The following is a 24,142-nucleotide window of genomic DNA, read 5'->3' on the forward strand; positions in this document are numbered from 1 at the left end:
TTGGCAAAGCTGCTACTCTCGGCGCGCTTTGTGACTTCTAGGCCTGCTTGAAAGCGCCAGACTCACCTAAAAACATACACCAATAATAATCGCATCAAATGCGATGATGAATTCGCGTCGCTGAGGAGTGGGCTTCCATGAATGAAGACTTTTGGAAGGATAAGTACCCCGCCGGGATTGCTGCACAGATCAATCCAGACGAGTATCCGAATATTCAGGCGGTACTGAAGCAGTCCTGCCAGCGCTTCGCCAACAAACCGGCTTTCAGCAACCTGGGCAAGACAATCACCTACGGTGAACTGTACGAATTGTCCGGCGCATTCGCCGCGTATCTGCAACAGCATACCGATTTGAAGCCTGGCGATCGAATCGCCGTGCAACTGCCCAACGTTCTGCAATACCCCGTCGCTGTATTCGGTGCGATCCGCGCCGGCCTGATCGTGGTCAACACCAACCCGCTGTACACCGCGCGGGAGATGGAACACCAATTCAATGATTCGGGGGCCAAGGCCCTGGTTTGCCTGGCCAACATGGCGCACCTGGCTGAAAAAGTCGTGCCCAAGACCGCCGTCAAGCACGTGATCGTCACCGAAGTTGCCGACCTGCTCTCGCCGTTCAAGCGCGTGCTGATCAACAGCGTGATCAAATACGTAAAGAAAATGGTCCCGGCCTATCATCTGCCCCAGGCCATCAAGTTCAACGACGTACTCGCCAAGGGCCATGGCCAGCCGGTCAACGATGCCAGCCCGGCCAGCGGCGATGTGGCCGTGTTGCAATACACCGGCGGTACCACCGGCGTGGCCAAGGGCGCGATGCTGACCCACCGCAACCTCGTCGCCAACATGCTGCAATGCAAGGCGCTGATGGGCTCCAACCTCAATGAAGGCTGCGAGATCCTGATCACGCCGCTACCGCTCTACCACATCTATGCCTTCACCTTTCATTGCATGGCGATGATGCTGATCGGCAACCACAACATCCTGATCAGCAACCCGCGTGACCTGCCGGCGATGGTCAAGGAACTGTCGAAGTGGAAGTTCAGCGGCTTCGTCGGCCTCAACACCCTGTTCGTGGCACTGTGCAACAACGAAGGTTTCCGCAAGCTGGACTTCTCTGCGCTGAAGGTCACCCTATCGGGCGGCATGGCGTTGCAGCTGGCGGCGGCGGAGCGTTGGAAGGCCGTGACCGGCTGCGCGATCTGCGAAGGCTACGGCATGACCGAAACCAGCCCGGTGGCCACGGTCAACCCGATCCAGCACATCCAGATCGGCACCATCGGCATTCCGGTGCCTTCCACCGCGTGTAAAGTCATCGCCGACGACGGTACCGAGCTTGCACTGGGCGAAACTGGCGAGCTGTGTGTGAAAGGTCCGCAAGTGATGAAGGGCTACTGGCAGCGCCAGGACGCCACCGACGAGATGCTCGACAGCGAGGGCTGGCTGAAGACCGGCGACATCGCGATCATCCAGCCAGACGGCTACATGCGTATCGTCGACCGCAAGAAGGACATGATTCTGGTCTCCGGCTTCAACGTCTACCCCAATGAGCTGGAAGATGTGCTGGCGGGCCTGCCGGGTGTGCTGCAGTGTGCGGCTATCGGCGTACCGGATGAAAAATCCGGCGAGCACATCAAGTTGTTCATCGTGGTCAAGCCAGGGGCTACCCTGACCAAGGACCAGGTGATGGAGCACATGCGCGCCAACGTCACCGGCTACAAGGTGCCCAAGGCCGTCGAGTTCCGTGATGCGCTGCCGACCACCAACGTGGGCAAGATCCTGCGGCGTGAATTGCGTGATGAAGAACTGAAGAAACTCGGTCTTAAAAAGTAACCCATAAAAAACCCCGCCGATGCGGGGTTTTTTATGAGGGCGCTGGCGAAGCACTTACCCCCTGTGGGAGCTGGCTTGCCTGCGATAGCGCTACAGCAGCCACTGCTGTATCGCCTGACTCACTGCCATCGCGGGCAAGCCCGCTCCCACAGGGTTACCGGGCTTACAACGCGAACTGCGCGAAGCTCACACCCGCACCGGCGGGGCGTACGTCCTTCAAGAACGAGTCCTTATCCGCGCTTAGCTCCAGGGTAATCTCCGGCTTGCGCTTGCCCGCATTGCGTACCACCAGCCCTTCGAGTTTTTCACGCAGGAACACGGTCGGCACTTTCAGGTGCAGCAACTGGTCGGTGTCGGCGTTGTGCATCAACAGGTGGATCCACTCGTACTGGCCTACAGCAATACGCCCCACCGGCAGGTCGAACCACCAGATGTTGCGTTTGCGGTCCAGGTCGGTGAAGTGGCAGTTGTTGACGCCGAGTACGGCACCGCCCAGTTCCTGGTTTCTACGGGCAATGGCCTGTGCTTTATTGAGTTTCATAACCTTCCTACGGGATCTGTTATTCAGCGTTGCAGCCTGAATGTGCCGGGCATTCTCGTGGGTTGGCTGCAAAACATAAAGCCAAACCTGCCGCTTTCGATGAAATGCTTGCGCAAAAATAATTGAAACTCTGCCGTTGCGCTTCAGGTCAACCGCTACGTAGTGACCAAAAACCATTTGATTGTTATCAGGAGTAATACCATGAGCAGCACTTCCGATAAGGTAAAGGGCTTGGCGAACGAAGCTGTCGGTAACATCAAGCAAGGCGTCGGTAAAGTCACAGACAATGACAAGCTGCGTGCTGAAGGCGTGATCCAAGAGAAAAAAGGCGAAGCTCAGCAAGCAGTGGGCAAGACCAAGGACGCAGTGAAAAAAGCCACTGAGTAACACGTCCTGGCTGGCAGACTCCAGCAGCCCGACGGCCATCCACGGATGGCCGTTTTTGTATCCGGTGCTGCAACTAAACTTTCGAAATTGTTTCAAAGTCGCCAAATGGGCTACTTTGATGTAGAAAACGGCCCCTGAGTCGCCCACGAACTCAACCTCTTTTGCGGCGAAAGGAGACGCTATGCTTTTTCCAGTACTCGATGGTCTCAAGCTGCACAAGGTGCTGGTACGCACCATCAAGGAATTCGTCGATGACGAGATGCCTACCTACGCCTCGGCACTGGCCTACCAGATGCTGTTCTCTTTGTTTCCGTTCCTGCTGTTCCTCATTGCCCTGATCGGCTTCCTGCATTTGCCCGACTTCTTCAGTTGGCTGCGCCTGCAATCGGAGCTGGTGTTGCCACCCCAGGCGCTGGAACAGGTCAACCCGGTGATCGATCAGTTGCAGCAGTCCAAGGGCGGCTTGCTCTCGGTGGGTATCGTTATCGCCCTGTGGACGGCCTCTGCGGGCGTGCGCCTGATGATGAGCGCCATGAACGCTGCCTACGATGTGGTTGAAGGTCGGCCGATCTGGAAGCGTTTCCCGCTGTCGATTTTCTACACCGTGGGTATCGCCGGCATGCTGCTGGCGGCCGCCGCGCTGATGGTGCTGGGCCCGCAAGTCATGGAGTGGCTGGCCGGGCAGATCGGCATGCAGGAATTCGTGGTCACGCTGTGGACCATCCTGCGCTGGCCGCTGATTGTGATCTTGCTGATGTTCGCCGTGGCCCTCATGTACTACGTGATGCCGGACGTCGAGCAGGAATTTCGCTTTATCACCCCCGGCTCCGTCTTGGCGGTGGTGGTATGGATCGTCGCCTCCCTGGGCTTTGGCTACTACGTCAAGACCTTCGCGGACTACAACGCCATGTATGGCAGTATCGGTGCGATCATTGTCTTGCTCCTGTATTTCTACATCTCTGCCGCCGTACTGCTGCTGGGCGCGGAGATGAACGCTGTGATCGAGCATATGTCTGCCGAGGGCAAGGACCCCGGTGAGAAGGAAATAGGCGAGCCGGGCCACACCGATGAAAAACAACACGTCTCAGGCTTAGGCCGGGACCACTCCAAGCCCATGACCGAGCCTGAACAATGATCCGTGAAATCCTGAAAATGGGCGACGAGCGCCTGCTGCGTATCGCCCCGCCGGTGCCGCCGGAAATGTTCGACAGCCCGGAGTTGTGGCAACTGATCGACGATATGTTCCAGACCATGGAGCACGTGGGCGGCGTAGGCCTGGCGGCGCCGCAGATTGGCGTGGACCTGCAACTGGTGATCTTCGGTTTCGAGGCCAGCGAGCGCTACCCGGACGCGCCGCCTGTGCCGCAGACCATCTTGATCAACCCCCTGATCACACCGCTCAGCCCGGTGCAGGAAGAGGGCTATGAAGGTTGCCTGTCAGTGCCCGGCCTGCGCGGCGCCGTGAACCGTTACCAGCAGATCCGCTACGAAGGGTTCGACCCCAAAGGCGAGCCGATCGTACGTTTTGCCGACGGCTTCCATGCGCGGGTGGTGCAGCATGAGTGCGACCATTTGATCGGCCGGCTGTACCCGTCGCGGATTACCGACTTCAGCAAATTCGGGTTTATTGAAGTGATGTTCCCGGAGCTGGACCCAGCGGCTGACGAATAGCCCTTCTGACACACTCACAGTTCAACTGTGGGAGCTGGCTTGCCTGCGATAGCGGTGGGCCAGCTACCTTATTTGTAGCTGATACACCGCTATCGCAGGCAAGCCAGCTCCCACATTGGATCAGTGTTTATTCAGGACTGGGGCATTGAGCCCCATCGCAATCATCGGTTTATTGCGCTTGTAACGCACCAGCCGCTCACTCAGCGATTGCGGCAAAACCGTGTCCTGGCTGAACCCCATGCCCTGATACAACCCTTCCAGGTCCGGATGGCACAGCAACCAGACCGTCCCCTCACAACCTGCCACGGCCTCGCCAATCAGTCGCGCCGCCAGCTGCTGGCCACGATAAGTCGGCGCCACAAACACCCCCGTCAGCCACTGCCCACCCACCACCGGGCTCAAGCACAAGCCGGCCACGATCTCGCCATCTCGCACTACCCACAAACGGCCGCCCTTGAGCGCCTTCATCGACGAATTGTGGTTGCGATAAAACTTGTTCAGCAGTGGCCATAGAGGCTCGGCCAGCGGTTCGATGTGCAATGGGGGCATGGGTTCAGACAAGCGTTATCCAGGGCAGGGGATTATAAGCGCCTTCTGCCGGGCAATAGGTGGTATACCCAGTGCTACATCCCCTGTTAGTGGAGCATGCATCATGGCCAAAGGTATGGATTCAAAGAAAGCCGCGAAGAAAAAACCGGCAAAGACCGCGGATGAAAAACGCGCGGACAAGAAGACCAAAAAATCCGAAGCAGGCCTGTTCGGTCACTGAGTTACACGCTTAGAACCAAACGATCTGCAAGATTTTCCCGCCTCATTGCACAGAGCAGGAAACACCTGCTCTGAGCTGCCGATGGCCAATTACCTTGATCCGACCCACCGCCGGGAAATCGAAGCCCTGGCGACGACCTTTGTGGCAAGAACCGAGTGGCCGACCTGGCTGCTGTTGATCGGCGTGTATGCCGGCTGGTTTGCGGTGATCCTTGGCAGCCGGTGGCTGGGCGTGTGGCTGAGCATGTTGCTGCTGATTCCGCTGCTGACCCTGTGGCTATCGGTGCAGCACGAATTGCTCCACGGCCACCCGACCCGTTCGTTATGGCTGAATAAACTCCTCGGCTATGCCCCTTTCGCGGTGTGGTATCCCTACACGCTGTACCGCGACAGCCACCTGTTGCACCATAACGACCATGACCTGACCCTGCCGGGCATCGACCCGGAAAGCCGCTACCTCAATCAGCAGCAATGGAACAACAGCTCACTGTTCGAACGTGGCGTGCATTGGCTGACCAAGACCGTGCTTGGCCGCTTCCTGCTGGCTGCGCCGTTGGCGATTGGCCGGTTGGCACGTCACGAGTTTCAACGCCTGCCCCAGGTATGGCCGATGTGGCTGGCCCACGGCGCCGTCACTGTGCTGATGCTGAGTTTCATCGCCTACTACAGCGCGCTTGCGGTGTGGCACTACCTGCTGCTGGTCAGCGTGCCAGCCTTGTCCCTGGCCTCGATCCGTTCCTACTATGAGCACCGCCCCCATCCTCGGCCGGAACAGCGCACAGTGCTCAACGAAGCATCCTGGCCCTGGGCCTGGCTGTTTCTCAACAACAATCTGCACCTGGTGCACCACGATCTGCCAAAGTTGCCGTGGTACCTGCTGCCCAGGGTGTACCGTGCCCGGCGCGAGCAGTGGCTGGCGCGCAGCGGTGGTTTCCTGGTGCATGGCTACGGCCAGTTGATCAGCCGTCACGGCCTCAAGGCCATCGACAGTCCCCGGCACCCGTTTGCCTGAGATGCGACCATGAGTGAGCACTACGCCGACCTGCGCATGTACGTTGCGCCTGAGCCCATCCAGCAGGCCAATCAATACTGGCTGGCGCGCATCCTTGAGCGCTTGAAGCTGCATCGTCTTGATGCCGACCACCTCGATTTGCGCGGCCTGTGGCTGGCGCCGCAATTGCTCGTCAGCCAAACCTGCGGCTACCCGCTGATGACCCAACTGCGCGGCCAGGTGCGCATTATTGGGCGCCCCCGTTACGAGTTGGCCCATAGCAGCCACGGCGAACATTGCAGCCTGCTGTTGACCCGCGCTGACAACCCGCGTACCCGCCTGGCGCAGTTCTACCAGAGCCGCGGCGTGATCAACGGCCACGACTCCAACAGCGGCATGAACCTGCTGCGTGACTGCCTGGCGCCGTTGCAGCGCGACGGGCGTTTCTTCGCCAGCGTCGGCATCAGCGGTGCCCACCGTGAGAGCTTGCGCTGGCTGCGTGAAGGCCACGCCGACCTCGCCGCCATCGACAGCGTCACCTACGACTACCTCGCCCGATTCGCCCCCGAAGAGGTCGCGGGCCTGCGCGTCATCACCCGCAGCGCGCCGAGCCCGACTTTGCCTTACATAGGTGCGCTGGGCTTGAGCGATGCGCAGGTAGCGCAGGTTCGTGAGGCGATGAACCTGGCGTTGCAGGACCTGCCGCAGGTGGCGCAAACCCTCGGTGTGCGAGCTGTGGTTCCTGCCAGCGAAGATGACTACCAGGTGGTGCTGGATTACCAGCACAAAGCCGCCAGCATCGGCTATTCGGTACTTCAATAAGGTTATATAAAAATGCGTTTTAAATATTATTAAAGCATAAGAAGCCTTGCTAGGATTGCTTCACCGGAACACCGGACATACCGCGCAACCTACTCAGAAGGAGCCACTATGTCCGGCGCCGATAGTGCTCACAGCGACTACGTGGGCTCATTGTTTCGCATTCATTACCCTTGGCTGTGCAGCCGCTTGCACCGCTACCTCAACTCCCGTGCCCACGCCGAAGACATCGCGGTCGACGCGTTTGTCCAGCTCTTGAGTGCACCTCAGGTAGCGCCGATACGACAGCCCCGCGCATTGCTCACCACCATTGCCCAGCGCCTGGTGTACCAGGTGTGGCGCCGGCGTGACCTGGAGCGTGCCTACCTCGCTGTGCTGGATGACGATGCAGCCTGCGCCGAGGAGCGGGCGCAGGTACTCGAAGCCCTCCAAGCCATCGATCTCTCGCTCGACCGCTTGCCGGCCAAGGTCAAGACGACGTTCCTGTTGTCCCGCGTCAACGGCCTGACGTACCCCCAGATCGCTGCCGAACTGGGGATTTCCCAGCGCTCGGTCAGTGACTACGTGGCCCGCGCTGTTACCGGACTTGAATCCCACCCCGATCAAATGTGGGAGCTGGCTTGCCTGCGATAGCGGTGAGCCAGCCAACACCTCTGGCCATGTCAGGCCGCCATCGCAGGCAAGCCAGCTCCCACACTTCCTGTGCTCACTTTGAATCTGATCGAACCACCAAGAGGCAACTTATGAAAGCAATCAGACACCTGCTGGGCAGTTCGCTGCTGGCATTGGCAGTACTGGCGCAACCCACCTCGGCGGCCGAACCTTCCACGCTGCGCATCGGCTACCAGAAAAGCTCGGTCAGCATGGTGCTCGCCCGTGAGCACAAGCTCTTCGAAGCCGCACTGCCGGGCACCCAGGTGCAGTGGACCGAATTTCTCGGTGGCCCGCCGCTGATCGAAGCGCTCAACGCCGGCAGCCTGGACATCGGCAATATTGGCGATATCCCGCCGATCTTCGCCCAGGCAGCCGGGATCGACTTGCAGTATTTTGCCGTCGAGCCCAACGAGGGCAAGGCCGAAGCAGTGCTGGTGCCCAAGGCCAGTACCGTGCAGAACGTGGCCGAACTCAAGGGCAAGCGCGTGGCATTGCTCAAGGGCTCCAGTGCACACAACCTGTTCCTCAAAAGCCTGCTGCACGCCGGGTTGCAGTGGAAGGATGTGAACGTGGTGTACCTGTCGCCTTCCGACGGCCGCGCCGCGTTCGAACAAGGCAAGGTGGACGCATGGGTAGTGTGGGACCCGTACTACTCGGCCGCCGTGATCGACGGCTCGGCACGCGTGCTGCGGGACGGGCAAGGGTTGAACCCTGCGGGCAGTTTCTTCGTGGTCAACCACCCGTTTGCCAAGCAGCACCCAGAGGCCATTGCCACGATTATCCAGACGCTTGGCAAGGCGCAGCGGCTGTCGCTTGATGAGCCTGACGCGAGCATCACGCTGATGGCCGGCACCCTGGGCCTGCAACCGGCGGTGGTCAAAAGCTACTTCGAACATCGCTCGCCCGAGCCGATCCGCCCCTTGGCGGCCATCGACATTGCCAACCAGCAACGCACCGCCGACCTGTTTTTTGCCAACGGCCTGATCCCGAAAAAAGTCGATGTGCAGCAGGCTGTCTTCAAGCCCCTTGATCATCCCTGAGCAGCAATGCTGGCGGATTAGTGGCCTTGCAGAGTGCCAAGGCCTGTCTATGCTCACCCAGAACCGTTAACGACGCTTGGCCGATAAAGCGTTTCCAATGGTTATTTCCCCATGCAGGTGTACCAGAAATATCCAACGTATGAATGGAATGCGCCCTCCAGGCGCCGGGAATCTAGGGTGATCTGACCATGTTCAACCGCCAGCACAAATCCGACCTGCAAGAAATCCAGCGTTTTTCCTGTGCCCTCACCGAAGCCAACGCCAAGCTTGCCGCCATCAGTCGCTCCATGGCGATGATCGAGTTCGACCGCACGGGAGTGATCCTGAATGCCAACGAACGCTTTTGCCAAACCATGGGCTACAGCGTCGAGGAGATCCGTGGCAAACATCACCGCCTGTTTTGCGAGGAGGTGTATACCCACACCGATGCCTACCACCAGTTGTGGCGCGATCTGGCGCGAGGCGAGGCGCTCAGCGGCACCTTCATGCGCCTTAACAAGCGCGGTGAGCAAGTGTGGCTGGAAGCCAGCTATTTGCCGGTGCTGGACAGCGACCATCAGGTACGCAGTGTGATCAAGGTGGCGGCGGATATTTCCGCACGGGTCCATCACGAACACGAAAACCAAAGTCTGATCGACGCCATCAGCCGTTCCATGGCGGTAATCGAATTCACTCCCCAGGGCCAGATCCTCAATGCCAACGACAACTTCCTGCGCACGGTGCAGTACACGCGCGAAGAAATCATCGGCCAGCATCACAGCATGTTTTGCCACCGCAGCGAAGTCGAGTCCCCGGCGTATAAAGCGTTCTGGGTTTCACTCAATCGCGGTGAATTTCACTCCCACCGCTTCGAACGTAAAAACAAATACGGCAAGACCCTGTTTCTGGAAGCCTCTTACAACCCCATTTTCGACACCCATGGGCGCTTGTACAAAGTGGTGAAGTTCGCCAGCGATATCACCGAGCAAGTCAGCACCCTGCGCACGGCCGCCGACTCGGCCCACGCCACTTCGGTACAGAACGATGCCTGCGCCCGCAAGGGCTCGCAGGTAGTGCAGCAAACGGTGCAGATCATTGAAGCCATGTCCCACGACCTTAACCAGGCGGCGCAGAGCATCGATGCGGTGAGCAAACAGTCGGACATCATCGGCGCCATCGTGCAAACCATCCGCAGCATTGCCGAACAAACCAACATGCTGGCCCTGAATGCGGCGATTGAAGCCGCGCGTGCGGGCGAGCACGGGCGTGGGTTCGCGGTGGTCGCCGATGAAGTGCGCAGCCTTGCCGCTCGCACCAGCCAGGCCACCGTTGAGATCGTGGACGTGGTGCGCAAGAACCATGACCTGTCGTTGAGCGCCGTGTCGAGCATGCAGTCGAGCTTGAGCCGTACGGGCCTGGGCGTGGAGTTGGCGAACGAGGCGGGGCAGGTGATCCTGGAGATCCAGGAAGGGTCACGGCATGTGGTAGATGCGATCAGTCAGTTCAATTCGACGCTGCAATTGCAATAGCGCAGCCGCCGCTCTATGTGGGAGCAGGCTTGCCTGCGATAGCATCACCTCGGTCCTGCAGATCCACCGAGTTGTTTGCATCGCAGGCAAGCCAGCTCGCACCTGTTTAGATCGCGGCCAAGGTTTCTTTAAGTGTCTGGGCTGGCGAAGCAGTAGCCTTCGCCGCCACCTGCTGCTGTTGCTGCTCTTTCAAGCGCTCGGCCACTTGTTTGGCGATGGCGTCTTGTTTGTCCTGGGGCATCGCCTGCACTTGTTCTTCGGTCAGCCCTTGTTCCTTGAGTAACTGTTCACGAATACGTTCGGCTGGGGTCTTGCTCATGTATTCGGTGAACTCGGTACGTGCCCCATTAGTTGTGGCCTGTAACTGCACGCGGGTCTTGGCGAAGGCTTCGTCGATGCGATCGCTGGCCTTGTCCAATTCCCTCTGCGCGGCGGGCACTGTCACGCTGTGTTGCGCAGCCTGCAGGGCGCCGCTGTACAGCGCACTGGCGGCGGCGTTGGCGGGGTCCATGTCGGGTCGCGTGATCTGTTGCACGTTCGACGCCGCTTGAGTGTTGTTAACCAGCATGATCGTTCACCTATGAAAACAGACGGTGCGACAGCTGGAGCAAATACTGTGCCGGTTGCCAGACCCCAGTGTTTACTGGGGCTGGCGTCGTCGACGCGGCAAGCCTTCTCCTTGTGCGGCCAACCGTTGCCGTCAGTGAGCGATGTTCTCCAGGGCCAGGTTGCGCGTGCGCGGCCCAAACCAACTGATGGTAATCATCACGATCAACATGCTGCTGGCAATAAACGCCAACACGCCCGGCGTGCCCAGGTGTTCGAGGATAAAACCGATCAATAGGCTGCTGAACACCGTGGATAAACGGCTGAACGAATAGCAGAACCCGACCGCTCGCGCACGGATATTGGTGGGGAACAATTCGCTCTGGTACGAGTGATAACTGAAGCTCAGCCACGCATTGCAGAAGGTGATCATCACCCCGCAGAAAATCAGCCCTAACGCTGTGGTTTGCAGGGCAAACAGGCTGCCGAAGATCACCGCACCCATGGCTGAGCCGACGATCTGCCATTTGTTCTCAAAGCGGTTGGCCACCTTGACGAACAACAGCGGGCCCAGCGGGTAGGCGAGGGTGATGATGAAGGCGTAGAGCAGGCTGTGGGTCACGCTGACACCCTGGCCCGAGAGCAAGGCCGGCAGCCAGTTGCCAAAGCCGAAGAAACCGATGGCCTGGAATACATGAAACACGATCAGCATCAAGGCGCGGCGACGGTAGGGCGGCTGCCAGATATCGGCGAAACGGCCAGTGCCCTGCACGCTGATCGCTTCGGGTTCCGGTTCGTCCAGCGGCTTGCCTTGGTCCTTTCGGCAGCGTGCCTCCAGGTTTTTCAGGATCGTGTCGGCCTCTTCGAAGCGTCCCTTTTGTGCAAGCCAGCGCGGTGACTCCGGCAGGCGCTTGCGCAGTTGCCAGATAAACAATGCAAACACTGCACTGCTCAACACCACCCAGCGCCACCCGGCGATACCGAACGGCGCCTGTGGCACCAGCCACCACGACATCAACGCCACGGCCGGTACGGACAGAAACTGGATAAAAAACGCAAAGGCAAACGCCGAACTGCGCATACGTTTGGGCACCAGTTCCGAGAGGTAGGCGTCGATGGTCACCAGTTCGATGCCAAGGCCAATGCCCACCAGAAAGCGCATGCAGATGATGCCCAAGGCCGAGGTTTGAATGCCCATCAACACCGTGGCCACCGTGTACCAGACCAACGCAAAGGTGAAAATCGCGCGTCGCCCGAAGCGGTCAGCGATGGGGCTGAGCAGGCTGGCGCCGAGGAACAGGCCGAGGAACGTGGCCGAGGCGAAAGCGGCTTGGTCCGAGAAACCGAAAACACCTTCGCTGCCGGTATGAAAAATCCCGTCGCTGATCAGGCCAGGGCTGATATAGGCGGTTTGGAACAGGTCATACAGCTCGAAAAAACCGCCGATGGAGAGCAACGCCACCAGGCGCCAAATAGTGGCGACGGCGGGCAGGCGGTCGATGCGGGCGCTGATGTGGGCGGCGCGGGTGGGGTCTGAGACGCAGGCGGCGAGTGGGGGCATGAATAACCTTCAGTTGGGCGAGTTGGAAGCTTCGAGCTTTAAGCCAAACCGCTATTGGGCTTGGGGCTTAACGTGCACAACTGCTTCTCTAATTGTGGCCGTCGAGCGCGAACGTCTTGAAGCCGGCGTGCTGGCTGAGGCGTTGGTAATACGCCGCGATGGCGGGGTAGGGTGGCCGCTCCATGGGTGTCATCTGCCACCGATGTACCGAAAGGCCTATCAAGATGTCAGCGAGGGTGAACTCTTCGCCGGCCACGTAGGCGCCGGTCTTGGTCAACTGTTGTTCTAGCAAGGCCATCTTGTCATTCCAGGCCTGCACACCCGCCTGGATGCGTTGCGGGTCCTGATAGTCCGGGTTTTGACGCACCAGTGCGTGGAACGCATAGCCCCACGAAGGGTTGAGTTCGGTGGCTTGCCAGTCCATCCACTGTTCGACCCGTGCACGCAAGGCGGGCTCAACGGGTAGCAAGTCATGGCGCTGGTAGAGGCCGACAAGGTAGCGGCAGATGGTATTGGACTCCCACAGCACGCCATGGTCGTCGATCAGCACTGGCACCTGGGCGTTGGGGTTCAAGGCGAGGAAATCGGGGGATTGGGTAGGCTTGAAACCGATGCCCCAGTCTTCGCGCACGTAGTCGATGCCCAACTCCTGGCAGGTCCACAGTACTTTTCGCACGTTGATTGAAGAGGTACGACCCAAGATTTTCAGTGAATGGCCCATGGTGCTTCCCTGGCATCTAAGAGAGTGACCAATCTAGCAGGGGCCGGGCACGGCGGCGAGGGTGTGAAGCGGGCACGGCCGAAAATGTGGGAGCTGGCTTGCCTGCGAAAGCGTTGGTTCAGTTGAAGATGCGTTGACTGACCCACCGCCTTCGCGAGCAAGCCCGCTCCCACAGGGGATCTGTGCCAGGCGCTGATTCTGTGGACACTACATGGCCAGCTCTCACATTGATTGCGTTCGGCTCGACGCTCAGGTGCTCTCGCGCACCTGCAACTCAAACCCCATATCCACCACTGGCTTGGCCACCTTGTTGCCCGCCATGATCGTCAGCAGATGCTCTGCTGCCCGACGCCCGATGGCTTCCCGTGGCGTGCTGATGCTGCTCAGGCGCGGCACCATGAATGACGAGGCGGGTAGGTCGTTGAAGCCCAGCACCGCCACACGTTCAGGCACCTTGATGCCATGGCGCAGGGCTTCGAGCAGGGCGCCCTGGGCCAGGTCGTCGTTGCCGAAGAAGATCGCGTCCACATCCGGGTGGGCGGCCAGCAGTTGCAAAAACAGTTCGCCTCCCAGGCCCACGGAGGACGGGCGTGGCGTCAGCAGCTCCAGCGCCGGATCGTACATGCCGGCCTGTTGCAAGGCGCGGCGAAAGCCTTCGCCACGCAGCAAGGTGCGTTGGTCCAGTTGTGCGCCGATATAGGCCAGGCGCTTGCGCCCCCGGGACAGCAAGTGCGCCGCCGCGGTCTCGCCGGCGGCCAGTTGCGAGAAGCCCACACAGTTCACCCCGGCATTGGGGTCCAGATCCATCATGTACACACAGGGCACATTGCTGGCCTCGACCATTCGTCGCGCGCTTTCGGTGCGGTCAAAACCGGTCAGCAACAAACCCCGTGGCTGGTAGGCCATGTAGTTGCGCAGCAGGTCTTCTTCTTCATCGCGCGAATAATGGGAGTTGCCGATCAGTACTTCAAAGCCCTTGGGCCGCAGTACCTGATGGATAGCTTCGAGGGTTTCGATAAACAGCAGGTTGGACAGTGACGGCACCAGCACCACCACCGAATGGCTCTGCGCCGAGGCCAGGGCGCGGGCGGCGGGGTTGACCACGTAGCTCAGTTCGGCGGCGGCCTGTTGCACTTTTTCCACCAGTTCGGTGGCCACGGTGCTGATGCCGCGCAGGGCACGGGAGGCGGTGATCGGGCTGACGCCGGCCAGGCGCGCAACTTCATTGAGGGTAGGGCGGCCCGTCGTGCGGGTATTTTTATCGTTCTTGGAGGTCATCAGGCGGCTTGCCAAACAAAAATCGAGGCACTAAGGTAGCGCTGTCTCCAAAGAGCTGCAAATTCTTGGATAAAGGGTTGCCTGATCCTGTCCAGCTCTTGAAGTCAATCTGTTGGAACGGATGCACGCGTCACTCCATAAAAATGACAAGTCGGCGCGGGAAAAGCCTGTTTTTGCACTAGCCTTACGCTATGCAAAGGTAGCGCTATCTGCGTCCTGAGGTGTTTCATGAGTCAACCTGTTACCGCCCTGGTCATCATGGGTGTTTCCGGCTGTGGCAAGTCCAGCGTCAGCCAAGCCCTGTGCGCCCTTAACGGCGCCACTGCCATTGAAGGCGACAGCTTTCACCCTGCCGCGAACATCGAAAAGATGAGCGCCGGCCACCCCCTCAACGACGACGACCGCGCCGGCTGGCTCGATATCCTGTGCGATGAACTGCGTCGCGCGTTGAAAGCGGGCGAGCATCCTGTACTGACCTGTTCGGCCCTGAAGAAAAAATACCGTGACCACCTGCGCGAAGCTGCGCCGGGCCTGGGTTTTGTCTTCCTGGAGCTGACCCGTGAAGTCGCCGCTGACCGCGTGTCTCACCGCCCCGGCCATTTCATGCCGGCGAGCCTGATCGACAGCCAGTTCGCCACACTTGAATCGCCCAAGGGCGAGCCGCTGACCCTGGCCTTGAACGCCAGTGAAGACAGCGTCGAGGAACTGGCCGCGCAGACCCATACTTGGTGGCGCAAGCACGGCTTTGAACCTACTCATTAATTTTTTGCCGGAAAAGATAGCGCTATCCCCGGCAGGAAGTTCAACACCCGCTTTAATAACAACAACAAACAGGAGAGACCCCCCATGTTTGGCATGTCCCACGAGTCTTACCTGCTGCTAGATGCAGTAGTCACTATCATCGGGTTGATCGTACTGATCACCAAGTTCAAGGTGCACCCATTCATTGCACTGATCATCGCGGCCGGTTTCCTCGGCCTGACCTCGGGCATGCCCGTGGACAAGATCATCAAGGCGTTCCAGGACGGTTTCGGCGGGGTGCTCGGCTTTGTCGGCATCATCCTCGCGCTGGGCACGATGCTCGGCAAGATGATGGCCGAGTCCGGCGGTGCCGATCAGATCGCCCAGACCCTGATCCGCGCCTTCGGCAAAGAGAAGGTCCAGTGGGCCATGATGTTCGCCGCGTTCCTGGTGGGCATCCCGCTGTTCTTCGAAATCGGCTTTGTTTTGCTGATCCCGCTGGTGTTTATCGTCGCCCGGCGTACCGGCGTGTCGTTGATCAAGATCGGTATCCCGCTGCTCGCTGGCCTCTCGGCGGTGCACGGCCTGGTGCCACCGCACCCGGGCCCGCTGCTGGCCATCGGCGTGTTCGGTGCCGATATCGGCAAGACCATCCTGTACGGCCTGATCGTCGCACTGCCGACCGCCATCATCGCCGGCCCGATCTTCGGTACGTTCATCGCCAAGTACATCCCGGGCAACCCGTCCCAGGAACTGGTGGACCAACTGGCCCGCGAAACCGATAACAAGTCGCTGCCAAGCTTCAGCATCACCCTGGTCACCGTGCTGCTGCCGGTGTTCCTGATGCTGCTCAAAACCTTTGCCGACATCGCGTTCGCCGAAGGCAACGTGGTACGCAACTGGATGGACATGATCGGCCACCCGATCACCGCACTGTTGCTGGCTTTGCTGTTATCGCTGTACACCTTTGGCCATCGTCAGGGCATCCACTCCAAGCAGATCCTCAAGCTGCTCGACGCCAGCCTTGCGCCAACCGCCGCGATCATCCTGATCATCGGTGCCGGTGGTGGCTTCAAGCAGATGCTGGTGACCAGCGGCGTGGGCGACGTGATCGGCCATATGGCGGTGAACGCGCAGATCAACCCGATCCTGCTGGCGTGGCTGGTGGCGGCGGTGATTCGGATTGCCACCGGTTCAGCGACGGTCGCGACCATTACCGGCGCGGGCATTGTGGTGCCAGTGGTGGGGATGATCCCTGGCGTCAACCGCGAGTTGCTGGTACTGGCGACGGGCGCGGGTTCGTTGATCCTGTCTCACGTCAACGATGCGGGGTTCTGGCTGGTCAAGCAGTACTTCAACATGACCGTGGCCGAGACGTTCAAGACCTGGACGGCGATGGAGACCATTCTGTCGATCGTGGCGCTGATCTTCATCATGTTGCTGTCGTTGGTGGTGTAAGCCACACCCCAAAGCAAGAGTGGGAACTGATCAAATGTGGGAGCTGGCTTGCCTGCGATAGCGGTAGTGAATCCAACACTGCCATCGCAGGCAAGCCAGCTCCCACATTGATTGGGTTTCTTCAGGTAGATCAGGTCAGGCTTTGCTGACCAAGGCATCCGCCCTGAACATCCCGCGAATCCCACGCACGGCCTGGCGAATCCGGTCCTGGTTTTCGATCAGCGCAAAGCGCACATGATCGTCGCCATACTCACCAAAGCCGATCCCCGGCGACACACACACCTTCGCTTCCAATAGCAGTTTCTTGGCAAACTCCAGCGAGCCCATGGCCGCGTACTGCTCGGGAATCTTGGCCCAGACGTACATCGACGCCTTCGGATTCTCCACCATCCAGCCCAGTTCATGCAGGCCCTTGACCAGCACATTGCGACGCTGGCGGTACTGCTCGGCGATGTCCTTCACGCACTGTTGGTCGCCTTCCAGCGCCGCAATCGCCGCCACTTGCAGCGGGGTGAAGGTGCCGTAGTCGTGGTAGCTCTTGATGCGTGCCAGGGCGTTGACCAGTTCAGGGTTGCCCACCATGAAGCCGATGCGCCAACCGGCCATGTTGTAGCTCTTGGACAGGGTGAAAAACTCCACCGCAATGTCCTTGGCGCCGGGCACTTGCATGATCGAGGGGGCTTTCCAGCCGTCGTAGACGATGTCGGCGTAGGCCAGGTCGTGCACCACCAGCACGTCGTACTGCTTGGCCAGGGCGATCACCCGTTCGAAGAAGTCCAGTTCCACACACTGCGCGGTTGGGTTGGACGGGAAGCCGAGGATCATCATCTTCGGCTTGGGGATCGAGCCGCGAATCGCGCGTTCCAGCTCTGCGAAGAAATCCACGCCCGGTATCAGCGGCACCGAACGTACCTGGGCGCCGGCAATCACTGCGCCGTAGATATGAATCGGGTAGCTGGGGTTGGGCACCAGCACGGTATCGCCCTGGTCCAGGGTGGCCAGCATCAAGTGCGCCAGGCCTTCCTTGGAACCGATGGTCACGATAGCTTCGGACTCCGGGTCGATTTCCACCGCGTAACGGTCCTTGTACCAACGCGAAATCGCCCGGCGCAAGCGCGGAATGCCTTTGGAGGTGGAGTAGCCGTGGGTGTCTTCACGCTGGGCGACGGTGACCATTTTCTCCACGATATGAGGAGGCGTGGCGCCGTCAGGATTACCCATGCTCAAGTCGATGATGTCTTCGCCGCGCCGACGCGCAGCCATCTTCAGCTCGGCAGTGATATTGAAAACATACGGGGGGAGTCGATCTATGCGCGCAAAGCGGCGCGGCGAACCTTGGTCTGCCATTGTTGCCTCGAGGTACGTAAGCGCCCGGAACCGTCCGAGCGACGTCGGCCACTGCGGTGGCCTGCGGGGCAGACAATAAGGGCGATGATGGCCAGTTGTCCAGATGCGTAGGAAATTTTTCTACATGGAGTACAACGCGGATATGCCCCTATACTCGATGCGGGTTTGTTCCCTCATAAGAAGGAGACTGTTCGTATGGATCAGCAGACAAAAAAACCGTTGGAGTCACGCCTGGAAGCCGGTAAGGCCCTGGTGATCGCCGGGGTACAAGGGCGATATTCGAAGGCCACCGTTGGCGATATCCCACGGCTGTGGGAGTTGTTCGATACCTGTATCAAGGACATCAAGAAGCGCGTCGGCGGTGTGACCTACGGGGTGTGCCATAACCCGCATCACGGCGAATTCGATTACCTGGCAGGTGTTGAAGTCCCGGCCAAGAAGGACGTGCCGAGCAATTTCGAGGTGATCGAAATTCCGCCACTCAACTATGCCGTGTTCCCCCACTACGGGCCGGTGCAGGCGCTTGAGCAAACCTACGAGCGCATCATGTTCGAATGGCTGCCGCACTCGGGCTACAAGGTCATGGGCGCGGATTTCGAGCGCTATAGCGCGGACTTCGATGCCAGGAAGGGCACGGGGACGGTGGAAATCTGGCTGCCGATCGGGGAGCGGGGCTGACACTGCACCCGATGTCACGTAAACACGACATGCACGCTTAAAAGTCATGTTTACGTGACATTGCCGCTATGGATTAAACCTGAAACTCAACCGACGCTCATACCCTACACGACCCTTGTACGCCTCACCGCGATCCACCCATCCCGCCCCCAGATACAACCCCATTGCCGCCAGGTTGTGGGCATCCACCGACAACTCCAACCCCTTGATCTGCGGCCAGGCCTCGCGCGCCACGGCGGGCAACGCCTGCAAACACATCTTGCCGTATCCACGCCCCTGCTGATGCCGGTCTACCTGTAGCGCGTGGAGTGTGGCGCTGTGTTCATCGGCCCAATGAGGCAGGCACGGTGGTCGCTTGAGCAGCAGGAACGCCACGGGAAGGTCGTCGACCAACAGCGCGAAGCCCTTGACCCCAGGGCTCGGGTTGGCCAGCAGGGTATTGAGGGCGCAATACATATCACCGCAAAACGGCAGTTGTTCAGGGTGAACTTCGATGGCGCCGACTTGCTGTTGTTGCACAGCGTTCAGCGCCTCGTAAGCAACGAGGCGGGTTGGCATGGGACTATCCGAACGGCTGCAAGAGAAGTGGCAGTTTATCGGGTTTGAGCCACAGGAAATTATTTTTCAGGGGGATGTCGATTTCCCTCGGGGCCATTCGACTAAGGGTGTCTTCCGTGATTTTCCACCCCAAGGAGTCATCGCCATGAGCACTGCAATCAAGAGCCTGATCGAGCAATGGAAACACGCCGTTGTCAGTCGCGATATCGACCAGATTGTCAGCTTTTACGCCGACGATATCGTCTCGTTCGACGCCGTAACCGCTCTGCAATTCAAGGGCAAGGCGGCCTACCGCGCGCATTGGGAGGCGTGCATGGAGCACTGCCCCGGCCCCGGCATCTTCGAGTTTCATGAATTGCATGTCGTCGAAGCGCCAGACAGCGCATTTGCCCACTGGCTGGCCCACTGCGGCGGTGCCGGGCCGGACGGTGAGGTGAAGGCTTGCTGGATGCGTGTCACCGCCGGCTACCAGCGCATCGATGGTCAATGGAAGGTGGTGCACGAGCACTGGTCGGCGCCGTTTGATATGCAAAGCGGCACGGCGTTGTTCGACCTGAAACCTTGAGCACCGCGAACTATAGTCAGTAGTCCGAAAACGGAGAACGCCATGAAATACCTGTGCCTGATCTACAGCGATGAACAGGTGTTGCACACTTCGCCCGACAGCCCCCATGACTCGGAATGTCTGGCCTACGCCGAGGCCGTCCAGGCCAGCGGGCGCATGCTGGCCGCCGAGCCGCTGGAGTCGGTGACCACCGCCACCACCGTGCGCATGCGCAACGGCAAGCTGTCGATCACCGACGGGCCGTTTGCCGAAACCAAGGAGCAGCTCGCCGGGTTCTACCTGATCGACGCCAAGGACCTCAATGAAGCGCTCCAGGTGGCTGGCGGCATTCCGGCGGCCCGGGTCGGCAGTGTGGAAGTGCGCCCCGTGCGCCAATTGAATCTCTCAACACAATAATCAAAAGACGTGAGGAGGTTTCCCGTGAACACTCAACCCGCCCAATTTGAACTGTCCATCAGCCGCTTGATCGATGCGCCGCGCCGCCGGGTGTTTCGCGCCTGGACTGAGCCAACCCTGCTGCAACAATGGTGGGGCCCCCACGGCATGACCACCCCTGAATGCGAGATGAACCTGTGGGTCGGCGGCTTGTTCCGCACCTTGATGCGTGCGCCCGATGGCAGCGAGTTCCCGACCCAGGGCGTGTTCCTGGAAATCGATGCGCCCAACCGCCTGGTGTTTACCGACGCGTTCATGCCGGGTTGGGTGCCTTCGGGCAAGCCGTTCATGAGCGCCGAAGTCACCTTTGAGGAGGTCGGCGAAAAGACGCTCTATACCGCCCGCGCCATGCACTGGAGTGCCGAGGACAAGCAGGCCCACGAAGCCATGGGCTTTCATGACGGCTGGGGCCAGAGCCTGGACCGCCTGGTGAAGTTGGTGACCGAGGACATGGTCGATTGACCCAGCAGATCGACGCTATTTACCGCCGCGAATCACGCCGCGTGCTCGCGACGTTGATTCGTGTGCTGGGTGATTTCGACTTGGCCGAGGAGGCGCTGCACGAAGCATTTTTCGTCGCCCTGCAGCGCTGGCCCGAGGATGGCGTGCCGGATAATCCACGGGCGTGGCTGGTGTCCACCGGTCGCTTCAAAGCCATCGACCGCCTGCGTCGGCAGTCGCGTTTTACCCCGTTATTGGAAGAGCAGGCCGAGGCGTTGGAGGCCGCGCCTTGGACTGATGAAGACGTGGAAGACGACCGCCTGCGCCTGATGTTCACTTGCTGCCACCCAGCGTTGGCAGCCGATGCCCAGGTTGCGCTGACCTTGCGCGAGATCTGCGACCTGAGCACCGAGGCCATCGCTCACGCTTTTCTAGCCACGCCCACCACCATTGCCCAACGCATCGTGCGCGCCAAGGGCAAGATCCGTGAGGCGAGAATTCCCTATCAAGTGCCGTCCCGCGCCGAATTGCCCGAACGATTGGACAGTGTGCTGCGGGTGATTTACCTGGTGTTCAACGAGGGCTATTCGGCCTCAGCGGGTGCCGACCTCACCCGTGAGGACCTGACCTTGGAGGCCATTCGCCTGGGGCGTTTGCTGCTGGAGTTGCTGCCCGAGCCGGAAGTCATGGGCTTGCTGGCGTTAATGTTGCTGCACGAGTCGCGTCGGCCTGCCCGCACTTCTGCCAGCGGCGAACTGGTGCTGTTGGACGCTCAGGATCGTACGCTTTGGGACAGGGCCTTGATCGCTGAAGGCTGCGCATTGGTGGAGCAGGCGCTGATTACCCCGCGCTTTGGGCCGTATTGCTTGCAGGCTGCGATTGCCGCCGTGCACGCCGAGGCGCCCAGCGCAGGGGAAACCGATTGGCGGCAGATTGTCGGGCTCTACGATGTATTGCTCAGGTCTGTGCCGTCGCCGGTGATCGAGTTGAACCGTGCGGTAGCGGTGGCGATGGAGCAGGGGCCGTTGGCGGGGTTGGTGCTGGTAGACAATCTTTTGCAGCGCGGTGAGTTGCAGGACTACCACTTGGCGCATTCGGCGCGTGGGGAGTTTTGCCGGCAGTTGGGGCGGTTTGACGAAGCCCGCAGCGCGTACGAAAAAGCGCTGTCGCTGACGCAACAGGCGCCAGAAAAACGCTTCATCACGCGGCGTCTCGCCGAACTCAATTCCTCCAGGCAGTGACGATCCAAATGTAGGAGCGAGCTTGCTCGCGAAAAACTCACAGACGCCACGTTTCTTCAGGAAGCACGCGTTATCGTTGACGTTCTTCGCGAGCAAGCTCGCTCCTACAGGCTCATTCCAGCATCTTGCCCAGCAACCAGCTCCCCGCAGGCCCCGGCGGCTGGTGCCGGGACCACAGCGCATCCACCGCCACCGAACGCGGCCAACTGCGCACCTTGAGTTCAACCAACTGGTTGCCGCCAAAGCGCTCCACCAGCCAGCGTGGAATCGGTGCCCAGCCAAACCCCAGCTGTGCCATCTCCATCAGCATCAGGTAACTCGGCGCCGACCATACTCGCTGCGTGCCGCGGTTTTCATTGGGGCTGATGATGCTCGCCAAACGCAACTCCCGGTGTTGTTGCAAGGTGTGCGGGTGAACCTTGTCCAGGGTCGCCAATGGGTGTCCAGGCGAGACAAACAGCGCGATCTCCGTGCGCTCCTCCACCGTGGAGAAGGAAAGGTCCGGCGGGTAGGCTTCTTGTTTCTCGATAAACGCGATCTGCGCCCGGCCACTTTGCACCAGTGCGATCAAGTCTTCGCATTCCGCGATCAGGCATTCCAGCTCAAGGTCCGGGTAGCGTTGCTCGAAGGCCGTGAGGGCGACCTCGAATCGATCGGATTGGTAAGTATCGGACATGGCGAGACTCAACTTCGGCTCCAGGCCTTGCGATAACTGACTGGCTGCCAGCTCCAGGCGGCTACTGGCTTCCAGCACTTGCTCAGCCCTTTGCAGCAACACTTGCCCCGCCGGCGTGAGGGTCGGCTTGCGGCTGCTGCGGTCAAACAGCAACACGTTCAGGTCAATCTCAAGGCTGGCCACTGCCGCGCTCACGGTGGACTGGCTTTTGCCCAGCTTGCGCGCCGCCGCGGAAAACGAGCCTTGGGTGGCAGCCTGGACAAACGCCTGAAGCACTTCATGGGAGGCCATGACTATCGCCTTGATCGATGGTTATTGGTTATGAAGTATCGATACAAAGCCTGATCATGGCAACCATCGTCACTCACGGAGCCGGGTCATGACCCCTACCAAATCCTTTACTGAACGCGTGTTTCAAGCCCTTGGTTTCGAAGGGCTGGCCTTATTGATTTGCACGCCGCTGTTGGTGTGGATCACCGGCCGGCCGGCGCTGGAAATGGGCGCAGTGACCCTGGGCATCAGCCTGTTGGCACTGAGCTGGAACGTGGTGTTCAACAGCCTGTTCGACCGCCTTAAAACCCGCCTGCAACTGGCCAACGGTGGTTGGACCCGTGTGCTGCACGCGCTGTTGTTTGAAGGCGGCCTGATTCTCTTGGCAGTGCCGTTGATTGCCGCCTTGATGAAGATCAGCCTGCTGGAAGCCTTCATCCTCGACATTGGCGTGTTGCTGTTCTTCCTGCCGTACACCTACGTGTACCACTGGGGTTATGACGTGCTGCGTGAGAAATTCGCCGGTAAAACCCCAGTTACCCCGTAGGCGTGCGTCGCTCATAGGAACATCCCGCCCGATGCCTCGATCCGCTGGCCGGTGATCCAATGACTGCCATCGGCCAGCAAGGTCGAAATCGCCCCGCCAATATCGTCCGGCAAGCCAGCGCGGCCCAGGGCGGTGTTATTGGCAACCATCGCATTCACATCGGTGTTATCGCGTACCGCGCCGCCGCCGAAGTCAGTGGCAATCGCGCCCGGTGCCAGGGTGTTCACGGTAATACCCCGTGGGCCCAGCTCTTTAGCCTGGTAGCGCGACAAGACTTCCACCGCGCCTTTCATGGACGCGTAAGCGGCATAACCCGGCAGGCTGAAGCGCGCCAGGCCGCTGGAGACATTGATAATGCGCCCGCCATCGCTGATCAGCGGCAGCAGTTTTTGCGTGAGGAAAAACGGTGCCTTCACATGGATCGCCACCAACTGGTCGAACTGGGCTTCGGTGGTTTCGGCAAAGCTTGCGTAGGTGCCAACCCCGGCGTTGTTGATCAGGAAGTTGAAATGTTCCTGGGCGAACACATCCTTGAGCAGGGTGCCGATCTGCCCAACGAATGCATCGAAGGTTGCGCTCTGGCTGACGTCCAATTGCAGCATGGCGGCGCGACCGCCCAAGGCCTCTACCTGGGCAACCACGGCTTGGGCTTCGGCCGCTGCGCTGTGGTAAGTGCCGATGATGTCGATGCCTTGCGCAGCCAGGTGCAGGGCGGCGCTTTTGCCCAGGCCACGACTGGCGCCGGTGATGAGTGCGATTTTACGGGTCATGGTGCAGTCCTCAGTGGGGGTCAGTGGGAGTGAGTGTATTTGTCCGCCTATAACGTGATAAACAGTGCTATAGCGGAATCACTGGCCGGATAAGGCGAACA

General features: G+C 59.9%; 26 protein-coding genes and 2 pseudogenes. 18 read left to right on the plus strand and 10 right to left on the minus strand.

Annotated elements, in window-relative coordinates:
* Positions 1-137: 137 nt before the first annotated feature.
* A complete protein-coding gene (gene fadD1, locus APH41_RS07510) occupies positions 138-1,829 on the plus strand; it encodes a long-chain-fatty-acid--CoA ligase FadD1 (RefSeq protein WP_032895580.1) in 1,692 nt (563 codons plus the stop codon).
* A 163-nt stretch (positions 1,830-1,992) separates the two neighbouring features.
* Here the strand turns inward: fadD1 and APH41_RS07515 are convergent, their stop codons facing one another.
* Positions 1,993-2,370 (minus strand): hypothetical protein, encoded by a 378-nt coding sequence (locus tag APH41_RS07515; protein WP_003193739.1) that lies wholly within the window; start codon positions 2,368-2,370, stop codon positions 1,993-1,995.
* Between the two features lie 201 nt (positions 2,371-2,571).
* On the opposite strand from APH41_RS07515, the gene APH41_RS07520 reads away from it, so the two are divergent.
* From APH41_RS07520 to def, 3 genes are all read left to right on the plus strand, one after another.
* Complete coding sequence (locus APH41_RS07520) at positions 2,572-2,757, plus strand: CsbD family protein (RefSeq protein ID WP_003193737.1); 186 nt, start codon at positions 2,572-2,574, stop codon at positions 2,755-2,757.
* A gap of 181 nt (positions 2,758-2,938) precedes the next feature.
* Entirely contained in the window at positions 2,939-3,892 is a 954-nt protein-coding gene (locus APH41_RS07525) for a YihY/virulence factor BrkB family protein (RefSeq protein ID WP_032895581.1), read from the plus strand.
* On the plus strand, positions 3,889-4,428 hold the full coding sequence (gene def, locus APH41_RS07530) for a peptide deformylase (RefSeq protein WP_054918243.1): 540 nt from the start codon (positions 3,889-3,891) through the stop codon (positions 4,426-4,428). Before APH41_RS07525 ends, def begins: the two co-directional genes overlap by 4 nt.
* Before the next feature lie 120 nt (positions 4,429-4,548).
* On the opposite strand, the gene APH41_RS07535 is transcribed toward def, so the two are convergent.
* Positions 4,549-4,977 (minus strand): GNAT family N-acetyltransferase, encoded by a 429-nt coding sequence (locus APH41_RS07535; protein ID WP_054918246.1) that lies wholly within the window; start codon positions 4,975-4,977, stop codon positions 4,549-4,551.
* A 301-nt stretch (positions 4,978-5,278) separates the two neighbouring features.
* Between APH41_RS07535 and APH41_RS07540 the strand changes: the two genes are divergently transcribed.
* The 6 genes and pseudogenes from APH41_RS07540 to APH41_RS29610 all read left to right on the plus strand — a co-directional run.
* Positions 5,279-6,208 carry a fatty acid desaturase gene (locus APH41_RS07540; RefSeq protein WP_054918248.1) on the plus strand — a complete coding sequence of 310 codons (930 nt, stop codon included), beginning with the start codon at positions 5,279-5,281 and terminating at the stop codon, positions 6,206-6,208.
* Between the two features lie 9 nt (positions 6,209-6,217).
* Positions 6,218-7,009, plus strand: coding sequence for a phosphate/phosphite/phosphonate ABC transporter substrate-binding protein (locus APH41_RS07545; protein WP_054918250.1), 792 nt, complete (start codon positions 6,218-6,220; stop codon positions 7,007-7,009).
* A 108-nt stretch (positions 7,010-7,117) separates the two neighbouring features.
* Complete coding sequence (locus APH41_RS07550; RefSeq protein WP_054918255.1) at positions 7,118-7,639, plus strand: sigma-70 family RNA polymerase sigma factor; 522 nt, start codon at positions 7,118-7,120, stop codon at positions 7,637-7,639.
* 110 nt (positions 7,640-7,749) lie between these two features.
* Positions 7,750-8,700, plus strand: coding sequence for an aliphatic sulfonate ABC transporter substrate-binding protein (locus APH41_RS07555; RefSeq protein WP_054918256.1), 951 nt, complete (start codon positions 7,750-7,752; stop codon positions 8,698-8,700).
* A 188-nt stretch (positions 8,701-8,888) separates the two neighbouring features.
* A pseudogene (locus APH41_RS29605) lies at positions 8,889-9,662 on the plus strand (PAS domain-containing protein); the annotation flags it as partial.
* Positions 9,663-9,812: 150 nt separating this feature from the next.
* A pseudogene (locus APH41_RS29610) lies at positions 9,813-10,208 on the plus strand (methyl-accepting chemotaxis protein); the annotation flags it as partial.
* A 106-nt stretch (positions 10,209-10,314) separates the two neighbouring features.
* Here APH41_RS29610 and APH41_RS07565 read toward each other — a convergent pair.
* The 4 genes from APH41_RS07565 to APH41_RS07580 form a co-directional block, all read right to left on the minus strand.
* A complete protein-coding gene (locus APH41_RS07565) occupies positions 10,315-10,776 on the minus strand; it encodes a hypothetical protein (RefSeq protein WP_054896713.1) in 462 nt (153 codons plus the stop codon).
* 132 nt (positions 10,777-10,908) lie between these two features.
* The gene (locus tag APH41_RS07570; protein WP_054918258.1) at positions 10,909-12,315 is read right to left on the minus strand and encodes an MFS transporter; all 1,407 of its coding nucleotides are present in this window, start codon (positions 12,313-12,315) and stop codon (positions 10,909-10,911) included.
* Positions 12,316-12,403: 88 nt separating this feature from the next.
* Positions 12,404-13,036, minus strand: a complete 633-nt coding sequence (locus APH41_RS07575) for a glutathione S-transferase family protein (protein ID WP_034128505.1) — start codon at positions 13,034-13,036, stop codon at positions 12,404-12,406.
* Between the two features lie 249 nt (positions 13,037-13,285).
* On the minus strand, positions 13,286-14,317 hold the full coding sequence (locus APH41_RS07580) for a LacI family DNA-binding transcriptional regulator (protein WP_161793224.1): 1,032 nt from the start codon (positions 14,315-14,317) through the stop codon (positions 13,286-13,288).
* 225 nt (positions 14,318-14,542) lie between these two features.
* On the opposite strand from APH41_RS07580, the gene APH41_RS07585 reads away from it, so the two are divergent.
* Together APH41_RS07585 and APH41_RS07590 are read left to right on the plus strand one after the other, a co-directional pair.
* Positions 14,543-15,076: a gluconokinase gene (locus APH41_RS07585; RefSeq protein ID WP_034128504.1), complete on the plus strand. Its 534-nt coding sequence runs from the start codon at positions 14,543-14,545 to the stop codon at positions 15,074-15,076.
* A gap of 84 nt (positions 15,077-15,160) precedes the next feature.
* Positions 15,161-16,513: a GntP family permease gene (locus tag APH41_RS07590; protein WP_014719640.1), complete on the plus strand. Its 1,353-nt coding sequence runs from the start codon at positions 15,161-15,163 to the stop codon at positions 16,511-16,513.
* 135 nt (positions 16,514-16,648) lie between these two features.
* Here APH41_RS07590 and alaC read toward each other — a convergent pair whose 3' ends face one another.
* A complete protein-coding gene (gene alaC, locus APH41_RS07595) occupies positions 16,649-17,860 on the minus strand; it encodes an alanine transaminase (RefSeq protein WP_054918265.1) in 1,212 nt (403 codons plus the stop codon).
* A gap of 195 nt (positions 17,861-18,055) precedes the next feature.
* On the opposite strand from alaC, the gene APH41_RS07600 reads away from it, so the two are divergent.
* Entirely contained in the window at positions 18,056-18,538 is a 483-nt protein-coding gene (locus APH41_RS07600; RefSeq protein WP_034128503.1) for a GyrI-like domain-containing protein, read from the plus strand.
* Between the two features lie 66 nt (positions 18,539-18,604).
* On the opposite strand, the gene APH41_RS07605 is transcribed toward APH41_RS07600, so the two are convergent.
* Positions 18,605-19,096 (minus strand): N-acetyltransferase, encoded by a 492-nt coding sequence (locus APH41_RS07605; RefSeq protein WP_014719637.1) that lies wholly within the window; start codon positions 19,094-19,096, stop codon positions 18,605-18,607.
* 145 nt (positions 19,097-19,241) lie between these two features.
* Between APH41_RS07605 and APH41_RS07610 the strand changes: the two genes are divergently transcribed.
* The 4 genes from APH41_RS07610 to APH41_RS07625 are packed head-to-tail and all read left to right on the plus strand — an operon-like array spanning position 19,242 to position 21,778.
* A complete protein-coding gene (locus APH41_RS07610) occupies positions 19,242-19,661 on the plus strand; it encodes a nuclear transport factor 2 family protein (RefSeq protein WP_054918266.1) in 420 nt (139 codons plus the stop codon).
* Positions 19,662-19,703: 42 nt separating this feature from the next.
* Positions 19,704-20,057 carry a YciI family protein gene (locus APH41_RS07615; RefSeq protein ID WP_034128501.1) on the plus strand — a complete coding sequence of 118 codons (354 nt, stop codon included), beginning with the start codon at positions 19,704-19,706 and terminating at the stop codon, positions 20,055-20,057.
* Positions 20,058-20,081: 24 nt separating this feature from the next.
* Positions 20,082-20,558 carry an SRPBCC family protein gene (locus APH41_RS07620; RefSeq protein ID WP_034128500.1) on the plus strand — a complete coding sequence of 159 codons (477 nt, stop codon included), beginning with the start codon at positions 20,082-20,084 and terminating at the stop codon, positions 20,556-20,558.
* On the plus strand, positions 20,555-21,778 hold the full coding sequence (locus APH41_RS07625) for an RNA polymerase sigma factor (protein ID WP_054918267.1): 1,224 nt from the start codon (positions 20,555-20,557) through the stop codon (positions 21,776-21,778). The genes APH41_RS07620 and APH41_RS07625 overlap by 4 nt, the downstream gene beginning before the upstream one ends.
* Positions 21,779-21,890: 112 nt before the next feature.
* Here the strand turns inward: APH41_RS07625 and APH41_RS07630 are convergent, their stop codons facing one another.
* Positions 21,891-22,745 (minus strand): LysR family transcriptional regulator, encoded by an 855-nt coding sequence (locus tag APH41_RS07630; protein ID WP_054918271.1) that lies wholly within the window; start codon positions 22,743-22,745, stop codon positions 21,891-21,893.
* Between the two features lie 88 nt (positions 22,746-22,833).
* Between APH41_RS07630 and APH41_RS07635 the strand changes: the two genes are divergently transcribed.
* A complete protein-coding gene (locus APH41_RS07635) occupies positions 22,834-23,271 on the plus strand; it encodes a multidrug/biocide efflux PACE transporter (RefSeq protein ID WP_054896721.1) in 438 nt (145 codons plus the stop codon).
* Between the two features lie 11 nt (positions 23,272-23,282).
* On the opposite strand, the gene APH41_RS07640 is transcribed toward APH41_RS07635, so the two are convergent.
* Complete coding sequence (locus tag APH41_RS07640; protein WP_054896722.1) at positions 23,283-24,041, minus strand: SDR family NAD(P)-dependent oxidoreductase; 759 nt, start codon at positions 24,039-24,041, stop codon at positions 23,283-23,285.
* Between the last annotated feature and the right edge of the window lie 101 nt (positions 24,042-24,142).

It is taken from the genome of Pseudomonas sp. NBRC 111138 (assembly GCF_001320835.1).
Lineage (GTDB): Bacteria > Pseudomonadota > Gammaproteobacteria > Pseudomonadales > Pseudomonadaceae > Aquipseudomonas > Aquipseudomonas paracarnis.

Excerpts from the sequence above, each read along its gene's own strand:
- fadD1 (WP_032895580.1), top strand. The coding sequence starts at position 138 with ATGAATGAAGACTTTTGGAAGGATAAGTACCCCGCCGGGATTGCTGCA.
- APH41_RS07515 (WP_003193739.1), bottom strand. The coding sequence starts at position 2,370 with ATGAAACTCAATAAAGCACAGGCCATTGCCCGTAGAAACCAGGAACTG.
- APH41_RS07520 (WP_003193737.1), top strand. The coding sequence starts at position 2,572 with ATGAGCAGCACTTCCGATAAGGTAAAGGGCTTGGCGAACGAAGCTGTC.
- APH41_RS07525 (WP_032895581.1), top strand. The coding sequence starts at position 2,939 with ATGCTTTTTCCAGTACTCGATGGTCTCAAGCTGCACAAGGTGCTGGTA.
- def (WP_054918243.1), top strand. The coding sequence starts at position 3,889 with ATGATCCGTGAAATCCTGAAAATGGGCGACGAGCGCCTGCTGCGTATC.
- APH41_RS07535 (WP_054918246.1), bottom strand. The coding sequence starts at position 4,977 with ATGCCCCCATTGCACATCGAACCGCTGGCCGAGCCTCTATGGCCACTG.
- APH41_RS07540 (WP_054918248.1), top strand. The coding sequence starts at position 5,279 with ATGGCCAATTACCTTGATCCGACCCACCGCCGGGAAATCGAAGCCCTG.
- APH41_RS07545 (WP_054918250.1), top strand. The coding sequence starts at position 6,218 with ATGAGTGAGCACTACGCCGACCTGCGCATGTACGTTGCGCCTGAGCCC.
- APH41_RS07550 (WP_054918255.1), top strand. The coding sequence starts at position 7,118 with ATGTCCGGCGCCGATAGTGCTCACAGCGACTACGTGGGCTCATTGTTT.
- APH41_RS07555 (WP_054918256.1), top strand. The coding sequence starts at position 7,750 with ATGAAAGCAATCAGACACCTGCTGGGCAGTTCGCTGCTGGCATTGGCA.
- APH41_RS07565 (WP_054896713.1), bottom strand. The coding sequence starts at position 10,776 with ATGCTGGTTAACAACACTCAAGCGGCGTCGAACGTGCAACAGATCACG.
- APH41_RS07570 (WP_054918258.1), bottom strand. The coding sequence starts at position 12,315 with ATGCCCCCACTCGCCGCCTGCGTCTCAGACCCCACCCGCGCCGCCCAC.
- APH41_RS07575 (WP_034128505.1), bottom strand. The coding sequence starts at position 13,036 with ATGGGCCATTCACTGAAAATCTTGGGTCGTACCTCTTCAATCAACGTG.
- APH41_RS07585 (WP_034128504.1), top strand. The coding sequence starts at position 14,543 with ATGAGTCAACCTGTTACCGCCCTGGTCATCATGGGTGTTTCCGGCTGT.
- APH41_RS07590 (WP_014719640.1), top strand. The coding sequence starts at position 15,161 with ATGTTTGGCATGTCCCACGAGTCTTACCTGCTGCTAGATGCAGTAGTC.
- alaC (WP_054918265.1), bottom strand. The coding sequence starts at position 17,860 with ATGGCAGACCAAGGTTCGCCGCGCCGCTTTGCGCGCATAGATCGACTC.
- APH41_RS07600 (WP_034128503.1), top strand. The coding sequence starts at position 18,056 with ATGGATCAGCAGACAAAAAAACCGTTGGAGTCACGCCTGGAAGCCGGT.
- APH41_RS07605 (WP_014719637.1), bottom strand. The coding sequence starts at position 19,096 with ATGCCAACCCGCCTCGTTGCTTACGAGGCGCTGAACGCTGTGCAACAA.
- APH41_RS07610 (WP_054918266.1), top strand. The coding sequence starts at position 19,242 with ATGAGCACTGCAATCAAGAGCCTGATCGAGCAATGGAAACACGCCGTT.
- APH41_RS07615 (WP_034128501.1), top strand. The coding sequence starts at position 19,704 with ATGAAATACCTGTGCCTGATCTACAGCGATGAACAGGTGTTGCACACT.
- APH41_RS07630 (WP_054918271.1), bottom strand. The coding sequence starts at position 22,745 with ATGGCCTCCCATGAAGTGCTTCAGGCGTTTGTCCAGGCTGCCACCCAA.
- APH41_RS07635 (WP_054896721.1), top strand. The coding sequence starts at position 22,834 with ATGACCCCTACCAAATCCTTTACTGAACGCGTGTTTCAAGCCCTTGGT.
- APH41_RS07640 (WP_054896722.1), bottom strand. The coding sequence starts at position 24,041 with ATGACCCGTAAAATCGCACTCATCACCGGCGCCAGTCGTGGCCTGGGC.